The sequence below is a fragment of the Pseudomonas sp. N2-3-1-14 genome, assembly GCF_041228395.1.
Classification (GTDB): domain Bacteria; phylum Pseudomonadota; class Gammaproteobacteria; order Pseudomonadales; family Pseudomonadaceae; genus Aquipseudomonas.
The window spans coordinates 670,012-686,325 of sequence record NZ_CP166199.1 but is presented as its reverse complement, the minus strand read 5'-3'; the positions used below and the strand labels follow the sequence as shown (position 1 = coordinate 686,325).

At 61.1% G+C, this 16,314-nt stretch carries 12 protein-coding genes and 2 tRNA genes; 4 read left to right on the top strand and 10 right to left on the bottom strand.

Going from position 1 to position 16,314, the window contains the following annotated elements:
* Window positions 1-103 precede the first annotated feature (103 nt).
* From AB5I78_RS03135 to AB5I78_RS03120, 4 genes are all read left to right on the top strand, one after another.
* Window positions 104-190 (top strand) — tRNA-Leu (locus AB5I78_RS03135).
* A gap of 175 nt (window positions 191-365) precedes the next feature.
* A tRNA-Leu gene (locus AB5I78_RS03130) sits at window positions 366-452 on the top strand.
* Between the two features lie 145 nt (window positions 453-597).
* Window positions 598-1,623, top strand: coding sequence for an iron ABC transporter substrate-binding protein (locus AB5I78_RS03125; protein WP_119737913.1), 1,026 nt, complete (start codon window positions 598-600; stop codon window positions 1,621-1,623).
* On the top strand, window positions 1,623-3,188 hold the full coding sequence (locus tag AB5I78_RS03120; protein ID WP_369301565.1) for an ABC transporter permease: 1,566 nt from the start codon (window positions 1,623-1,625) through the stop codon (window positions 3,186-3,188). The genes AB5I78_RS03125 and AB5I78_RS03120 overlap by 1 nt, the downstream gene beginning before the upstream one ends.
* 89 nt (window positions 3,189-3,277) lie before the next feature.
* On the opposite strand, the gene AB5I78_RS03115 is transcribed toward AB5I78_RS03120, so the two are convergent.
* The 10 genes from AB5I78_RS03115 to AB5I78_RS03070 form a co-directional block, all read right to left on the bottom strand.
* The gene (locus AB5I78_RS03115; RefSeq protein ID WP_262208759.1) at window positions 3,278-5,212 is read right to left on the bottom strand and encodes a methyl-accepting chemotaxis protein; all 1,935 of its coding nucleotides are present in this window, start codon (window positions 5,210-5,212) and stop codon (window positions 3,278-3,280) included.
* 139 nt (window positions 5,213-5,351) lie between these two features.
* The gene (locus AB5I78_RS03110) at window positions 5,352-6,641 is read right to left on the bottom strand and encodes an adenylosuccinate synthase (RefSeq protein WP_122718812.1); all 1,290 of its coding nucleotides are present in this window, start codon (window positions 6,639-6,641) and stop codon (window positions 5,352-5,354) included.
* A gap of 54 nt (window positions 6,642-6,695) precedes the next feature.
* Window positions 6,696-7,883, bottom strand: a complete 1,188-nt coding sequence (locus AB5I78_RS03105) for an ATP phosphoribosyltransferase regulatory subunit (RefSeq protein WP_369301567.1) — start codon at window positions 7,881-7,883, stop codon at window positions 6,696-6,698.
* A 304-nt stretch (window positions 7,884-8,187) separates the two neighbouring features.
* On the bottom strand, window positions 8,188-9,054 hold the full coding sequence (hflC, locus tag AB5I78_RS03100; RefSeq protein WP_017138460.1) for a protease modulator HflC: 867 nt from the start codon (window positions 9,052-9,054) through the stop codon (window positions 8,188-8,190).
* A complete protein-coding gene (hflK, locus tag AB5I78_RS03095) occupies window positions 9,054-10,229 on the bottom strand; it encodes an FtsH protease activity modulator HflK (protein WP_106577626.1) in 1,176 nt (391 codons plus the stop codon). The genes hflC and hflK overlap by 1 nt, the downstream gene beginning before the upstream one ends.
* 96 nt (window positions 10,230-10,325) lie before the next feature.
* A complete protein-coding gene (gene hflX, locus AB5I78_RS03090; protein ID WP_106577625.1) occupies window positions 10,326-11,627 on the bottom strand; it encodes a ribosome rescue GTPase HflX in 1,302 nt (433 codons plus the stop codon).
* Between the two features lie 12 nt (window positions 11,628-11,639).
* Window positions 11,640-11,900, bottom strand: a complete 261-nt coding sequence (gene hfq / locus AB5I78_RS03085) for an RNA chaperone Hfq (protein WP_083355553.1) — start codon at window positions 11,898-11,900, stop codon at window positions 11,640-11,642.
* A gap of 93 nt (window positions 11,901-11,993) precedes the next feature.
* Window positions 11,994-12,965 carry a tRNA (adenosine(37)-N6)-dimethylallyltransferase MiaA gene (gene miaA / locus AB5I78_RS03080; protein WP_145160161.1) on the bottom strand — a complete coding sequence of 324 codons (972 nt, stop codon included), beginning with the start codon at window positions 12,963-12,965 and terminating at the stop codon, window positions 11,994-11,996.
* Complete coding sequence (gene mutL / locus AB5I78_RS03075; RefSeq protein WP_145160159.1) at window positions 12,965-14,878, bottom strand: DNA mismatch repair endonuclease MutL; 1,914 nt, start codon at window positions 14,876-14,878, stop codon at window positions 12,965-12,967. The genes miaA and mutL overlap by 1 nt, the downstream gene beginning before the upstream one ends.
* A complete protein-coding gene (locus AB5I78_RS03070) occupies window positions 14,878-16,299 on the bottom strand; it encodes an N-acetylmuramoyl-L-alanine amidase (RefSeq protein ID WP_106577622.1) in 1,422 nt (473 codons plus the stop codon). Before AB5I78_RS03070 ends, mutL begins: the two co-directional genes overlap by 1 nt.
* Window positions 16,300-16,314 lie beyond the last annotated feature (15 nt).

Genomic DNA, 16,314 nt, shown 5'->3' with positions numbered 1-16,314 from the left:
ACCATTGACGAAATTTTCCAGGATTTTTTCATAGCAGGGCTTTACAGCGCAAAATCGCCTCCGTATAGTGCGCGCCATCGACGACGGCAACGTTGTTGATGCTGCCCAGGTGGTGAAATTGGTAGACACGCCAGCTTCAGGTGCTGGTGATCGCAAGGTCGTGGAAGTTCGAGTCTTCTCCTGGGCACCAATTTCAAACTCAAGGTTCTGCCTCGAGCCTCCAAAAACCCGCGAAAGCGGGTTTTTGCGTTTCAGGCCTTTGATTTTTAACGAGAATCTTGATTTATATTTTTGAATCAGGGGTTTACAGATCAAAAAGCCCTCCGTATAGTTCGCTCCATCAACGGCGCAAGCGTTGTTGATAAGCCCAGGTGGTGAAATTGGTAGACACGCCAGCTTCAGGTGCTGGTGATCGCAAGGTCGTGGAAGTTCGAGTCTTCTCCTGGGCACCAAATTCAGATCAAACCCGCGAAAGCGGGTTTTTTCGTTTCCGGGGTTTGAAAACCTGCCTGGCGATTTCCCCGCTTGTCCGCACTTGAGAAGTTTTATCGTTTATCCTTGTAAGGATTTGTTGCACTCAAGTGAGGAAAACCCCGGATGATGATCCGCGATACCCGTCTCAAGACATCCCTTCTGCGTGGCCTGACCATCACTCTGCTCGGCCTGACCCTGCTCTCGCCCGCTGCCTATTCTGCCGACAAGGTTGCACTGACCTTGTACAACGGCCAACACAAGGAGGTCGGCGATGAACTCGCCAAAGCCTTCGAAGCCAAGACCGGCATCCACGTCAATGTGCGCAAGGGCAGCAGCAACCAGCTGGCCAGCCAGGTCGTGGAAGAAGGCGACCGCTCCCCTGCCGACGTGATCTACACCGAAGAGTCGCCGCCACTGAACAAACTTGGCGAACAAGGCCTGCTGGCCAAGATCGATGCCAGCACCCTCGACGTATTGCCCAAGGATTATGTCGGCAGCAACGGCGACTGGATGGGCGTCACCGCACGCACCCGCGTTGTCGCGTTCAACCCCAAACTGATCGCCGAAAAAGACCTGCCCAAGTCGGTTCTGGATTTCGCCGGCCCCGAGTGGCAAGGCAAAGTCGGCTTCGTCCCTACCAGCGGCGCGTTCCAGGAACAAGCCGTGGCGATCATCAAACTGCACGGCCGCGAAGCCGCTGAAGAATGGCTGACCGGCCTGCGCGCGTTCGGCAAGGTCTACAGCAATAACATGGTCGCCCTCAAGGCTGTGGAAAACGGCGAAGTCGCCACCGTGCTGGTGAATAACTACTACTGGTTTGCCCTGAAGAAGGAAAAAACCAACCTGGATTCCCAGCTGCATTACTTCACCGATGGCGACGCGGGCGGCCTGATCACCGTGTCTTCGGCTGCCGCGCTGAAATCCAGCAAGCACCCCAAGGAAGCCCAACAGTTGCTCGCCTTCATGGCCAGCGAAGAAGGCCAGCGCGTGATCACCAACACCTCGGCCGAATACCCGCTGCGCAAGGGCATGGAATCCAACCGTGGCCTCAAGCCGTTCAGCGAGCTGCAACCGCCGAAAGTCACCCCTGCGGACCTTGGCAATGCCGAAGAAGCCCTGGACCTGGAACGTGACGTTGGCTTGAACTGATGAACCCATCGCTATCCGCCCCTGCCTTGCGCGGGGGTTTGAGCCCGCGACGCAAGCGCCCGTCGATCTGGTTGCTGATCCCCGTCCTGTTTCTGGTTGGCTTGAGCCTGCTGCCGCTGGTCTATGTCGGCACCAAAGCATGGCAGGCGGGCTGGGCGGAGGCGATACACCTTTTGTGGCGCCCCTATGTATTCGGCCTGCTGCGCAACACCCTGGCGCTGATGATTGGCGTGACGGTCGCCTGCGGCGTGATCGGCCTGTCCCTGGCGTGGCTGCTCGAGCGCAGCAACTTGCCCGGGCGGCGCATATGGGGCGTGATCCTGTGCCTGCCGTTTGCGGTGCCGGCGTTTGTCAGCAGCTTTACCTGGGTGTCACTGAGCGCCAACTTCGAAGGCTTGGGCGGGGCGATCCTGGTGATGACCCTGTCCAAATACCCGCTGGTGTTTCTGCCGGTGGCGGCGACGCTGCGCAATCTTGATCCTTCCCTGGAAGAGTCGGCCCGCACCTTGGGGCTGAATCGCTGGGGCGTCTTTTTTCGTATCACACTGCCCTTGCTGTGGCCTTCGCTACTGGCCGGGGCGCTGTTGATTGCTTTGCATATGCTGGTGGAGTTCGGCGCGCTGTCGATCATCGGCCTGCAAACCTTTACCACCGCGATCTACCAACAATTTGAACTGGAATTCAGCAATGCCAACGCCGCGATGCTGTCGGCGGTGTTGCTGGTGATGTGCCTGACGCTGCTGTGGCTGGAACTGCGCGTGCGCGGCAAGGGCCGGCACGTGCGCATTGGCCAGGGCGCGGCGCGGCATGCCGAACAGGTCAAGCTGGGCAAGTGGGCGCCACTGGGTCAGGTGTATTGCCTGGCGCTGGCGATCATTGGCAGCGGCATTCCACTGTGGATGCTTGGGTATTGGCTGGCGGTGGGCTCATCGGCAGCGTTTCCCGTGGCCGAGATCAGTGAGGCACTGCTGTCGTCGCTGGCACTGTCACTGGGCGGCGCGGCGCTTTGCCTGGTGCTGGCCGTGCCGGTCGGGCTACTGGTGGTGCGCTACAAAGGCCAACTGGCGATCTGGGCCGAGCGCCTGCCGTACCTGCTGCATGCCCTGCCCGGCTTGGTGATCGCATTGACGCTGGTGTATTTCGCCCTGCATTACGTGCCGGTGCTGTACCAGACTTCCGCGCTGCTTTTGATTGCCTATGCGCTGCTGTTTTTGCCACTGGCACAGGCGCCGATCCGTACGGCCTTGAACAAGGCGGCGCCGCAACTGGAAGAGGCAGCGCGCACGCTAGGCGCCTCGTCGTTCAGCGCATTTTGCCGGGTGACCTTGCCAATTATTTTCCCGGCATTGGGCGCGGCGTTTGCGCTGGTGTTTCTGGACGCAATGAAGGAATTGACGGCGACGTTGCTGCTCAGTCCGACGGGGTTGAACACGCTGGCGACGGCCGTGTGGGCGCATACCTCGAATGTGGAGTTCGCGGCGGCGGCGCCTTATGCGGCGTTGTTGATTCTGGTGTCGGGGTTGCCGGTGTATCTGCTTACGACTCGGATGTATCTGAGCCGCTGAGACCGCTATCGCAGCAAGCCAGCTCCCACATTCGAGTGCATTCCAATGTGGGAGCTGGCTTGCCTGCGATAGCGCCGGTACAGGCGGCGCTAAGCCCGAAACTGCCCCAGGCTCGCCTTCAACTGCGCCGCCAACCCATCCAGCACCTTGCCACTGGCGGTAGTCTCAACCACCGCCTGCGCAGCACGCTCGGCCTGGGCATGAATCACCTCGACCCGCCCACGCACCGCATGCGCACCCTGCGCCTGATGCTCAGCCGCGCGCGTCGCCAACCCAATTGCTGCGTGCACCTGCTCCACTGAAGCCTGCACCGTTTGCTGCAAGCGCACGCTGTCGCGCAGCACCAGCAAACCTTCATTGGCCTGACGCCCGGCCTTGCCGATGGTTTCCACCGCCTCGCGCGCGCCTTGCTGCAACGCCACGATGTGCGCCTGGATATCACCGGTCGAGCTTTGGGTTTTACTCGCCAGCGCCCGCACTTCATCGGCCACGACCGCAAAACCACGCCCGGTCTCACCGGCACGCGCCGCTTCGATGGCCGCGTTGAGCGCCAGCAGGTTGGTCTGCTCGGCAATGCCATGAATCACTGTGAGCACCACTTCAATTTGCTCGCTTTGCTGAGCCAGCCGCTCAATGACCTGGGAGCCGGCTTGCACCTGCCCGGCCAACGCCTCGATCAAGCTGCCAACTTCCGCCGACGTCCGCGAGTTTTCATCCGTGGCCTGGCGAATATCCACCACCTGCTGCAACGCCGCCTGCATCGCGTGGCTTTCGGCCTGGGCCTCATCGGCCATTTGCGACAGCGCGCGCAAGCTCTCGGCCACCTCATCACGCTGCAGGCCCGCCGCCGCATCAGCGCCGGCATTGCGTAACGTCATCGCGCCGATTTCCACGCCGGTGCGCTGGGCCACATCGCCGGCCTCGCGCACGATGGGCTGCAACTTATCCACAAAGCGATTGACCGCCGAGGCCATGTCGCCGATCTCGTCCTTGCTGCTGATTTGCACGCGCTTGGTGAGGTCGCCCTCGCCCGCCGCCAGATCATCCATGGCCGCAATCAGCAGCTTCAGACGATTGACCACACGGCGCCCCAGCACGACAGCGATCAGCAGCAATACGCCGAACCCAACCATCGCCAGCCCCATGCCGATGCGCCAGCGCAAGGTGCCTGCGGTCTCCTGCACGGCGCTGGTGGTGTTGGCGGCCATCTGCGTGGCGGTGGCTTGCGCAGACTGCAGCCGCGCGCCCATGGAGGCCGCGCTGTCTGCGGCAGCACCCTTAAGACTGTCGCCCACCAGCTGATCGCTGCTGGCGATCAGCGCGGCAAAACGCTTGTCCAGCGCCGCCAGGTCGGTTTCTACCGCCGCGGTCGAAACGCCCATGCGCACCTTGCCAATCTCTACGCCATTGGGGCTGATCGACGCTTCGACGTAGAACACGGCAGGATCATTTTTCGCCGCATCCAGGACTTTATCCAGCGCACGGTCGCCCTGACCTTTGGCCAGCAACGCCTGGTTGATCGGGTTGTCGCGGTTCAGATAACGGGTCAAATGCTCGCCGGCCGCATCGTCGTAAACCACAAACAGCACGTTGGGATTGCGCTGAGCGCGACGAGCGAACTCCGACAGCGTTGGCACGTCGCTGTCCCACATGGCGCGTGGCGCCACCGAGGCCAGCAGTTGTGCCATGTCGCTGGCCGAGTCTTGCAGGTCTTTTTCCAGGGTCGCACGCAGTTGCTTCTGCTCATCCTGCAAGCGCGTGGAAAGCCCCGCCGTCAGACGCTGGCGCGTGCTCGAAGACAGACTGTCCAGACTGGAGGTGACTTCCTTGCCGGCTTGCGCCAGCTCGCCGGACAGTTTCTGGCTGTCGATACCCAGGCGGTTGCCCAGATCGGCTTCCAATGCGGTGACCGTGCTCCGCGTCAGAGCGACGGCGACCAGCACTTGCACCAAAAGAGCGATACCAAGGGTAACGAACACCGGCCGCAACAGCCGGCTTTGTAACAATGAGAGAACGGCAGACACTGGAAATCCCTCCACCACGGGTGCCATTAATTTGATAGCACCGCGAAAGAAAGAACCATAGCAAGGGTCGTGCCGTTTGCCAGCCGGATACGAAAAAGGGCTCCCGAAGGAGCCCTTTGCTTTTTACATCAACAGCTTATTAAGCGAACGGGTGACGCAGAACGATGGTTTCGTTGCGGTCCGGGCCCGTCGAAATAATGTCGATTGGCGCACCGATCAGCTCTTCAACGCGCTTGATGTATGCACGGGCGTTGGCTGGCAGCTCTTCCAGGGTTTTGGCACCCACGGTGGACTCGGTCCAGCCCGGCACTTCTTCGTACACAGGCTGCAGGCCCACGTAGCTGTCGGCGTCGGTTGGCGCAACGTCCTTACCGTCTGCATCTTTGTAGCCGACGCAGATGTTGATGGCTTCCAGACCGTCGAGTACGTCCAGCTTGGTCAGGCAGATGCCCGAGATGCTGTTCACATCGATAGCGCGACGCAGGATAACCGCGTCGAACCAGCCGCAACGACGAGCACGGCCGGTGGTGGCGCCGAACTCATGACCTTGCTTGGCCAGGTGCGCGCCGACTTCGTCGAACAGCTCAGTCGGGAACGGGCCCGAACCTACGCGCGTGGTGTAAGCCTTGGTGATGCCCAGGATGTAGTCCAGGAACATCGGGCCGACACCCGAACCGGTAGCAACGCCGCCAGCGGTGGTGTTGGAGCTGGTCACGTACGGGTAGGTGCCGTGGTCGATGTCGAGCAACGAGCCCTGGGCGCCTTCGAACATGATGTCTTTGCCGGCGCGACGCAGGTCGTGCAGCTCAGCCGTCACGTCGAGCATCAGCGGCTTAAGCAGCTCGGCGTACTCTTTGCACTCGGCCAGGGTCTTTTCGAACTCAATGGCCGGCTCTTTGTAGTAACCAACGAGCATGAAGTTGTGGTAGTCCACCAGTTCACGCAGCTTGTCTTCAAAGCGCGGCATGTTGAGCAGGTCGCCCACACGCAGGCCACGACGTGCAACCTTGTCTTCGTAGGCCGGGCCGATGCCGCGACCGGTAGTACCGATCTTCAGCTCGCCACGGGCCTTTTCACGGGCCTGGTCCAGCGCAACGTGGAAGGACAGGATCAGCGGGCAGGACGGGCTGATACGCAGGCGCTCGCGCACCGGCACACCCTTTTCTTCCAGCTTGGTGATCTCGCGCAGCAGGGCGTCAGGTGCAACCACCACGCCGTTGCCGATCAGGCACTGTACGCCTTCGCGCAATACGCCCGACGGGATCAGGTGCAAGACGGTTTTTTCGCCATCGATGACCAGGGTGTGGCCAGCGTTGTGGCCACCTTGGTAGCGCACTACGGCGGCAGCATGTTCGGTCAGCAGATCAACGATCTTGCCTTTGCCCTCATCACCCCATTGGGTGCCCAGGACTACGACATTCTTACCCATAACACTTGTCCTCATTCGCGCAAACTTGGTGCCGGCGATGGCCGGCAGGAAAACTCAAGAAGCCAGTGGCGATACTTGCCAAAGCCCGTTCTGCAGAATCAATTGCCGGTCGCAGTCCGCTTCACGGGCGGCGGCCAATGGCTGCCCAGGCAAAGCCTGGACGACACGCTGACCCTCACTGCGCAACTGGCAAACCTGCTGCCAGAGTGCTGCGTCCGTGCTGTCGGGCATCCAGACGCCACCAGACGGCAGCTCGACCTCAGCACGCCCCAGGGTCACCAGGGTTTTCAAATCGGTGGAAAAGCCGGTCGCCGGACGGGCGCGACCGAAGTCGGCGCCGATATCGTCATAACGACCGCCTTGGGCGATGGCCTGGCCAACACCCGGTACAAACACGGCGAACACCACACCGGTGTGGTAGTGGTAGCCGCGCAATTCGCCCAGGTCAAAATACAGCGGCAGTTGCGGGAAGCGCGCCGACAAACGCTCGGCAATCGCCAGCACGTCATCGAGCGCCGCCAATACGGACGCCGGCGCATTGGCCAGGCGCTCGCGCGCAGCCACCAGCACTTCACGGCCACCGCACAGATCAACCAGCGCGCGCAGCATGCCGGCGAGGTCAGCAGGTACACCCTCGGTAAGGGCGATCACTTCATCGATAGCCTTGCGTTGCAGGGCATCGAACAACTGCTGCTCCACTTCACCGGACAAACCGGCCGCGCGGGCCAGGCCACGGTAGATACCGACGTGGCCCAAGTCCATGTGCACATCCGGCACGTCAGCCAGTTGCAGCATGGCCAGCATCAAGCTGATCACTTCAACGTCGCTGCTCGGGCTGGCATCACCGTACAACTCGGCGCCCAATTGAATCGGGCTACGCGAAGACGACAAGGCACGCGGTTGCGCATGCAGCACGCTGCCGGCATAGCAAAGACGGCTGGGACCTTCGCGGCGCAGGGTGTGCGCATCGATACGCGCCACTTGCGGCGTGATGTCGGCGCGAAAGCCCATTTGCCGACCCGATTGCGGGTCGATGACCTTGAAGGTGCGCAAATCCAGGTCCTGGCCCGCGCCGGTCAGCAGGGATTCCAGGTACTCGATATGGGGGGTCACGACAAACTCGTAACCCCAGCTCTGGAACAGATCCAACACCTGGCGACGCGCTACTTCAATGCGCGCAGCTTCTGGTGGCAGTACTTCTTCGATGCCATCTGGCAGCAGCCAGCGGTCTACCGTTGCCATTACGCCATTCCCCTATGATCCGGGCGGCCAGCCCTCGGCCGAGCCCTGAGTGAAGCAGAAAATGCCCGACCCCTGCATAAACAACGCGCAAGAACGACGTGACGAATGGCCTGCTAGCGGCCTCGTCGGGCACTTTCCTCGAAAAACCTGTGGCGTCTGCAACGCACCACAACAATCAAACATGCAGACGCAAAAAAGCCGGGAATTTCCCGGCTGCCGCATCATACACCCGTTTTCTGAAAGGATCACCCCGCCAGGCATTTTAGCCGCCCGACGGAGTGTGTCCTACAGAATCACCGGCTGGTTACTTGGACTTTTCCAGGTAGCGGAAGAAGTCGCTGCTTGGGTCCAGCACCATGACGTCGGTTTTGTTCGCGAAGCTTTCACGGTAAGCGCGCAGGCTGCGGTAGAACGCGTAGAACTCCTGATCCTGACCGTAAGCCTTGGCGTAGATCGCCGCAGCTTGAGCATCGCCATCACCACGGGCCTCTTCAGACTCGCGATAGGCCTCTGCCAGCAGTACACGGCGCTGACGGTCGGCATCCGCACGGATACCTTCGGCCAACTCGTTACCTTTGGCGCGGTGCTCACGGGCTTCACGCTCACGCTCGGTGCTCATACGCTCGAACACGCTGCGGTTCACTTCCTTGGGCAGGTCGATCGCCTTGACCCGGACATCAACAACCTCGATGCCCAGTTCTTTTTCAGCCATGGTGTTCAGCGAACGCGTGATGTCAGCCATCAGCGCATCACGCTCACCGGACACCACCTCGTGCAGGGTGCGTTTACCGAACTGGTCACGCAGGCCCGATTCCAGACGGCGCGACAAACGCTCGTCGGCAATCTGCTTGAGGCCGGATGTCGCGGTGTAGAAACGCTCGGCATCCTTGACGCGCCACTTGGCGTAGGCGTCAACCATCACGGCTTTCTTTTCCAGGGTCAGGAAGCGCTGTGTCGGTGCATCCAAGGTCATCAGGCGGCCGTCGAACTTGCGCACCTGGTTCACGTAGGGGACTTTCACATGCAGGCCCGGCTGGACATCCGCCTGGACCACACGACCGAATTGCAGCAACACCGCGCGCTCGGTCTGAGACACGATGTAGAAGCAGTTCCAGGCAGCGATGACCACGACGACGCCCACAATCAGGGCGGTCAGCGATTTATTGCTCATCAACGACTCTCCCTGGTACGTGTTTGCTGTTGCAGCAAGTCAGCGGCCGCACGGGCGCTCGCTTCATTGGCAGCAGCGGTCGAACCGGTAGCCGGTGCGCTGGTGCTGCTACGACCACCTTCGATCATCTTGTCCAGCGGCAGGTACAGCAGGTTGTTCTGCCCACCTTTGCTGCCGGTCACGAGAACCTTGCTGGTGTTGCTGAAGACTTCCTGCATGGTGTCCAGGTACAGACGCTCACGCGTGACTTCCGGAGCCTTGCGGTACTCGGCGACCAGCTTGGTGAAGCGATCCGCCTCACCCTTGGCGCGGGAAACCACTTCGTCGCGGTAACCATTGGCATCCTCGAGGATACGCTGGGCCTGACCGCGCGCTTCCGGCACGACGCCGTTGGCATAGGTCTCTGCCTGGTTGCGCGAACGCTGCTCGTCTTCACGGGCGCGGATCACGTCGTCAAAGGCTTCCTGCACTTCGCGCGGTGCAGCTGCGCTCTGTACGTTCACCTGGGTAACGGTGATACCGGTGCGATAAGTGTCGAGGAACCGTTGCAGGCGCTCCTTGATCTCGCTGGCCATCAATTCACGACCTTCGGTCAGCACCTGGTCCATGGCGGTGGAACCGACCACGTGACGCAGTGCACTTTCGGTTGCGTGTTGCAGGCTGATTTCCGGCTGATCAACGTTCAGCACGAAGTCCTGCAGGTTGCTGATCTTGTACTGCACGGTCAGCGGCACTTCGACGATGTTCTCGTCTTCGGTCAGCATCTGGCCCTGCTTGGTATAGGCACGCTCACGCGTGACGTTTTCCATGTACTTCTTGTCGATCGGGGGGAAGTAGATATTCAGGCCCGGGCCGACAGTCTCGTAGTACTTGCCGAAGCGCAGCACCACGGCCTGCTCCTGCTCGTCCACGACGTAAACCGCGCTGTACAGCCACACGGCTGCGAGCACGACAAGACCCAGGCCCAGCAGGCCATAGCCACCGCCCTTGCTTGTGCGACCGCCGTCGTCACCACCACGTTTTTTCCCACCACCGAACAACCCATTCAGGCTTTCCTGCAGCTTTCGGAAGGCCTCGTCGAGATCCGGTGGCCCCTTGCGGTCGCCATTATTGCGGCGCTTACCACCCCAAGGATCCTGATTATTCGAGTTGCCACCCGGCTCATTCCAAGCCATAGCGCTCTCCATCTGATAAAGCAAAGACGCACCCACGGCGCGCCGACCAATGCTACAGAATGCCTGCTACTGCGGCACAACCGCTTTCGGAGGCTTTTATTGCAAAGTGTGTTGTTCGATGAACTCCGTCGGCACCACACCTTCACGGCTGACCAGCCGATTCAGCTCCGAGCGCGGCAATCGAACGGCCAGCAAGCTGACACCTTCTTCGTCGTATTCTTCTTTCTGTACGGCACCCAGCTCGAAAAACTGTGCACGCAGTCGAGCAAAACGCTGAGGCAAGCGCAAGGTGCCGACAAACAAATCGCTACCCAGCAACTCGGCAATGGCTTGTTCAAGCAATTCCAAACCACTGCCATCGCGCGCCGACAGCCAGACCCGCTGGGGCTTGCCGTCTTCATCACGCTGAATTTGTGGCTCAACGCCTTCAAGCAAATCGAGTTTGTTATAGACCTCGAGGATCGGCAAGTCCTGTGCACCAATCTCGCCCAGCACCACCATCACCTGCTCGATTTGCAACATGCGATCCGGTTCGGCCGCATCGATCACGTGCAACAGCAGGTCGGAATTGCTCGACTCTTCGAGCGTAGACCGAAACGCCTCGACCAGCTTGTGAGGCAAGTGACGAATGAAACCCACGGTGTCGGCCAGGACAATCGGCCCCAGGTCGTCCAGTTCCAGACGGCGCAAGGTCGGGTCGAGGGTGGCGAACAGTTGGTCGGCCGCGTACACGTCCGATTTCGTCACGTTATTGAACAGGGTGGATTTGCCGGCGTTGGTATAGCCCACCAGGGAAACGGTAGGGATATCCGCCCGCATGCGGCCGCGACGCGATTGCTCACGCTGGCTGCGCACTTTTTCCAGGCGACCCTTGATCTGACGCAGGCGAACCCGCAGCAGACGGCGGTCGGTTTCCAGCTGGGTTTCACCCGGACCGCGCATGCCGATACCGCCACCCTGACGCTCAAGGTGAGTCCAGCCGCGAACCAGCCGGGTGCTCATGTGGTCAAGCTGGGCCAGTTCGACCTGGAGCTTGCCTTCATGGGTACGGGCGCGTTGGGCGAAAATATCGAGAATCAAACCGGTGCGGTCGATCACGCGACACTCGAAAACACGTTCGAGGTTACGTTCCTGACTAGGCGTGAGGGTGTGATTGAAGATCACCAGATCGGCTTCTTCAGCATGGACCAGGTCGCGCAGTTCCTCGACCTTGCCGCTGCCGATCAGGAATTTGGCGGTTGGCCGATGACGCGGTACGTTAAAAAACGCAACGGTCTCGGCGCCGGCCGAATTTGCCAACTCCTGAAACTCCTGCGGATCTTCGCGCGCCTCAGGGTCCTGTCCATCCAAGTGAACGAGGATTACTCGCTCACCACCACCGTGGCGCTCAAAGAACAAAGGAGACTCCTATCAGGCGTTACCTGGCTCAGCGTCACCCTGTTCGGTATCAGTTGCGCTAGGCAGACGGATAGGACGAACGGGAACGACTGTCGAGATAGCGTGCTTGTAAACCATCTGGCTGACGGTGTTTTTCAGCAGGATCACGAACTGGTCGAACGACTCGATCGTGCCTTGCAGCTTGATCCCGTTGACCAGGTAGATGGAAACCCCCACTTTCTCTTTACGTAAAGTATTCAAGTAAGGGTCTTGTAGCGAATGCCCTTTTGACATGTGCCGCACTCCTTTAAGGATCAATAATAAAATTCGGAAAATAGATAGCTTATGGCCGTCACACCCCCAAGGATAGACGGCAATTGCAAGGACTCAGCTCAATATGGAGACCGTTCCCAAGTATTTCAAGGCGCGTGACAGATTGTCGCTGTCCAGGCTGTCCAGCCAGTGCAAATCGCTCCAGCTGCGCAACCAGGTGAACTGGCGTTTCGCCAATTGGCGCGTGGCAATGATGCCGCGCTCCTGCATTTCGGCTGACGTCAGCTTGCCATCCAGATGATCCCAGACTTGGCGGTAGCCAACAGCACGTATCGACGGCAACCCAGCATGCAGGTCACCTCGGGAACGCAGTGCTACGACCTCATCCACAAACCCCTGTTCCAACATAATTGTGAATCTTTGTGCAATTCGTTCATGCAGCACCTGACGATTTGCCGGAGCAATGGCCAGATTCGCCACAGTATAGGGTAATACTGCCTGTCCAGACGCGCCTGCGTCAGCACTTTGCGCAGTTTGTTTCAGCCGATGTTCAGTCATTGTCTGGCCGCTGACCCGCCAGACTTCCAGGGCGCGAGTGAGTCGCTGCGGGTCATTGGGATGAATGCGCGCCGCCGACACCGGGTCAACCGCCGCCAATTGGTCGTGCAGGGCTTGCCAGCCAAGGCGTGCAGCCTCTTCCTCGAGTTCGGCGCGAACCTGCGCGTCGGCCGGCGGCATATCCGCCAGACCTTCCTGCAACGCCTTGTAGTAGAGCATCGTGCCGCCCACCAGCAACGGGATATTGCCCCGCGCGGTGATTTCGGCCATGGCGGCCAAGGCATCGGTGCGAAAATCTGCCGCGGAATAGCTCTCGGCCGGGTCGATAATGTCGATCAGCTTATGCGGATACTCGGCCAGCAGCGCTTTTGAAGGCTTGGCCGTGCCGATGTCCATGTCCCGGTAAACCAGGGCAGAGTCGACACTGATCAGCTCGCACGGCAACACCTTGGTCAGCTCGATGGCCAGGTCAGTCTTGCCGGCAGCCGTGGGGCCCATCAGGAAGATTGCGGGGGGTAAGGCGCTCATCAACGGCCGCGCAAGAACAGTTTGTCCAGATCGTCCAGGCCCATCTGGGTCCAGGTCGGTCGGCCGTGGTTGCATTGGCCGCTGCGCTCGGTGTTTTCCATGTCGCGCAGCAAACCGTTCATTTCTGGCAAGGCCAGCCGGCGGTTGGCGCGGATCGCGCCGTGGCAGGCCATGGTGCCGAGCAGTTCGTTGATGTGTGCCTGGATGCGGTCACTGGTGCCGTATTCCATCAGGTCCGCGAGTACGTCGGCGACCAGACGGTTAGCTTCAGCTTGTTTGAGCAGCGCAGGAATCTGGCGGATCGCCAGGGTTTCCGGGCCCAGGCGCTGCAACTCGAACCCCAGTTTCTGGAACACGCTGTGGTGCTCCTCAGCGCAATCGGCTTCACGCTGGCTGACGGCCAGGGATTCGGGCACCAGCAATGGCTGGCCGCTGAGGCCTTCGCTGGCCATGGCGATCTTCAAGCGCTCGTACATGATCCGCTCATGGGCGGCGTGCATGTCCACCAGCACCAGGCCGTGGGCGTTTTCCGCCAGAATGTAGATGCCCTTGAGTTGCGCCAGCGCATAGCCCAGCGGCGGGATATCACCGCCACCTTCTGGCAACGCGACAGCAGTGGGCTCGGCCCCCGGCAGCGGCGCGAAAAACTCGCGATAGGCCGCCTGGGCTTCTGCCACCGGCACTGCCGACTGCGGACGCGGCGTGTATTGATACTGATAACCCGCGCCCGACCCGGAACCCGGCGCCGTGTAAGCAGGCTGAGGCTGTGGCGATTGCAGCAGGTTGGCCGCCAGGCTCATTTCGCCCTGGGGGCCGAACTCGCCGGCTTCCGGGCCGCTCGGCCGCACAACGGCCGTCACGATCGGCGCAGACAGCTGATCATCCGGGCGCACATCGCCCAGGGCGCGGTGCAAGGTGCCATAAAGGAAGTCATGCACCATGCGCCCGTCACGGAAGCGCACTTCGTGTTTGGTCGGGTGCACGTTGACGTCGACCACCGACGGATCGACCTCAAAAAACAGAACAAACGTAGGATGCCGCCCGTTGAACAGCACGTCGCGGTAGGCCTGACGCACCGCGTGAGCCACCAGCTTGTCGCGCACCGCGCGGCCATTCACGAAAAAATACTGCAAGTCCGCCTGACTACGGGAAAAGGTTGGCAAACCCACCCAGCCCCACAGCCGCAAGCCATTGCGTTCGATCTCGATCGGCAGCGCCTGCTCCAGGAAACCCGCGCCGCAGATTGCCGACACACGCCGAGCGCGCGCCGCGTCGTCATGGGCTTCGTGCAGGCTGAGGATGGTCTTGCCGTTATGGCGCAAGTGAAACGCCACGTCGAAACGCGCCAAGGCCAGGCGCTTGATGACTTCTTGCAGGTGATCGAATTCGGTTTTTTCGGCCTTGAGGAATTTGCGCCGCGCCGGGGTATTGAAGAACAGGTCGCGCACTTCCACCGAAGTGCCCACCGGGTGCGCCGCCGGCTGGACCCTGGGCGCCATGTCGCGGCCTTCGGTTTCCACTTGCCAGGCCTGCTCGGCGCTGCGGGTGCGCGAAGTCAGGGTCAGGCGCGCCACCGAGCTGATAGACGCCAGCGCCTCACCGCGAAAACCCAGGCTCATCACCCGTTCAAGGTCTTCCAGGTCGCGAATCTTGCTGGTGGCGTGACGCGCCAGGGCCAGCGGCAGGTCTTCGGAAGAGATGCCACTGCCGTCATCGCGCACGCGCAGCAGCTTGACGCCGCCCTGTTCCACGTCGACATCAATGCGCTTGGCGCCGGAGTCGATGCTGTTTTCCAGCAGCTCCTTGATCACTGACGCCGGGCGCTCAACCACCTCGCCCGCGGCAATCTGGTTGGCCAGGCGCGGGCTGAGCAGCTCGATGCGCGAGCCACTGTTCAAGACTGATTCGCTCATTACTGCGCCGCCAATTCGGTGCCAGGGATGGTTAACACCTGGCCGACTTTCAACTCGTCGGTCTTCAGGTTATTGGCGCTGCGCAAGGTAGCGGCCGACACCTGAAAACGCACGGCCAGCATCGCCAGGGTGTCGCCAGGCTGCACGCGATGGTCACGTGGGCCCTGGGCGATTTTCCCGGAGTCACGCAGCCAGGCAATGTAGGTGCCCGGCGGCGGGTTCTGCTGGAAGAACTGGCGAATGCCGGCGCTGATCGAGCGCGCCAACGCCTGCTGGTGGCTGGCGCTGGCCAGCTTCGAGGCTTCGTTGGAGTTGGAGATAAACCCGGTTTCGACCAGGATCGACGGAATGTCCGGCGACTTCAACACCATGAACCCGGCCTGCTCCACGCGCTGCTTGTGCAGCGAGGTCACGCGACCGATGTTGCTCAGGACCTTCTGGCCGACGTTCAAGCTGGAGGTCAGCGAGGCGGTCATCGACAGGTCGAGCAGTACGCCGGCGAGCATTTTGTCTTTGTCGTCGAGGGACACGTTGCCGGCCCCGCCGATCAAGTCGGAACGGTTTTCGCTGTCCGCCAGCCAGCGCGCGGTCTCGGACGTGGCGCCGCGATCCGACAGGGCAAACACCGAAGCGCCGAAGGCAGCGGCCGATGGCGCGGCGTCGGCGTGGATCGACACGAACAGGTCGGCGCCCTTCTTGCGAGCGATTTCGGTACGGCCACGTAAAGGAATGAAGTAGTCGCCGGTACGGGTCAGCTCGGCGCGATAGCCTTTCATGCCACTGACCTGACGTTGCAGTTCACGGGCGATGGCCAGCACCACGTCTTTTTCATGCTGGCCGCGCGAGCCGGAGGCGCCCGGGTCTTCACCGCCGTGACCGGCGTCGATCACCACAATAATGTCGCGCTTACCCGCAGGCGCGGGCGGCGGCGGTGGCAGCTTGACCTGAGGCTGCGATGGATTGACCGGCACGGCCGGCACAGTCGCCACGCTTGGCGTCGGCGCAGGCGGCGGCGCGGCATCGGCGGCATTGTCGAACAGATCGACCACCAAGCGGTTGCCATATTGGGCGTTCGGCGCCAGCACAAAGCTTTTCGGGGTCACCGCCTTTTTCAGGTCGATCACCACTCGCAGGTCGGTTGGCGTGCGCTGCGCAGAGCGCATCGAGGTAATCGGCGTGTTGGCGGTGGAGACTTTCAACGGCGCGGCCAGGGTCGCACCGTTGATGTCGATCACCAGGCGATCAGGCGCCGTGAGGGTAAAGACGCTGTGCTGGACCGGGCCAGACAGGTCAAACACCAGTCGCGTGTTATCCGGCGCTCGCCACAGGCGAACACTTTTCACCTGTGAAGCAGCCAGAGCATTGAAAGTCATTGCCGCAAGCAACACCCCTACGACAGCAACCATCGCGCGAAAGCGCATACCTAACCCCACCAA

Bases quoted from the DNA above. Each gene is read 5' to 3' on its own strand.
- AB5I78_RS03125 (WP_119737913.1), top strand. From the start codon at position 598: ATGATGATCCGCGATACCCGTCTCAAGACATCCCTTCTGCGTGGCCTG.
- AB5I78_RS03120 (WP_369301565.1), top strand. From the start codon at position 1,623: ATGAACCCATCGCTATCCGCCCCTGCCTTGCGCGGGGGTTTGAGCCCG.
- AB5I78_RS03110 (WP_122718812.1), bottom strand. From the start codon at position 6,641: ATGGGTAAGAATGTCGTAGTCCTGGGCACCCAATGGGGTGATGAGGGC.
- AB5I78_RS03105 (WP_369301567.1), bottom strand. From the start codon at position 7,883: ATGGCAACGGTAGACCGCTGGCTGCTGCCAGATGGCATCGAAGAAGTA.
- hflC (WP_017138460.1), bottom strand. From the start codon at position 9,054: ATGAGCAATAAATCGCTGACCGCCCTGATTGTGGGCGTCGTCGTGGTC.
- hflK (WP_106577626.1), bottom strand. From the start codon at position 10,229: ATGGCTTGGAATGAGCCGGGTGGCAACTCGAATAATCAGGATCCTTGG.
- hfq (WP_083355553.1), bottom strand. From the start codon at position 11,900: ATGTCAAAAGGGCATTCGCTACAAGACCCTTACTTGAATACTTTACGT.
- miaA (WP_145160161.1), bottom strand. From the start codon at position 12,965: ATGAGCGCCTTACCCCCCGCAATCTTCCTGATGGGCCCCACGGCTGCC.
- mutL (WP_145160159.1), bottom strand. From the start codon at position 14,878: ATGAGCGAATCAGTCTTGAACAGTGGCTCGCGCATCGAGCTGCTCAGC.
- AB5I78_RS03070 (WP_106577622.1), bottom strand. From the start codon at position 16,299: ATGCGCTTTCGCGCGATGGTTGCTGTCGTAGGGGTGTTGCTTGCGGCA.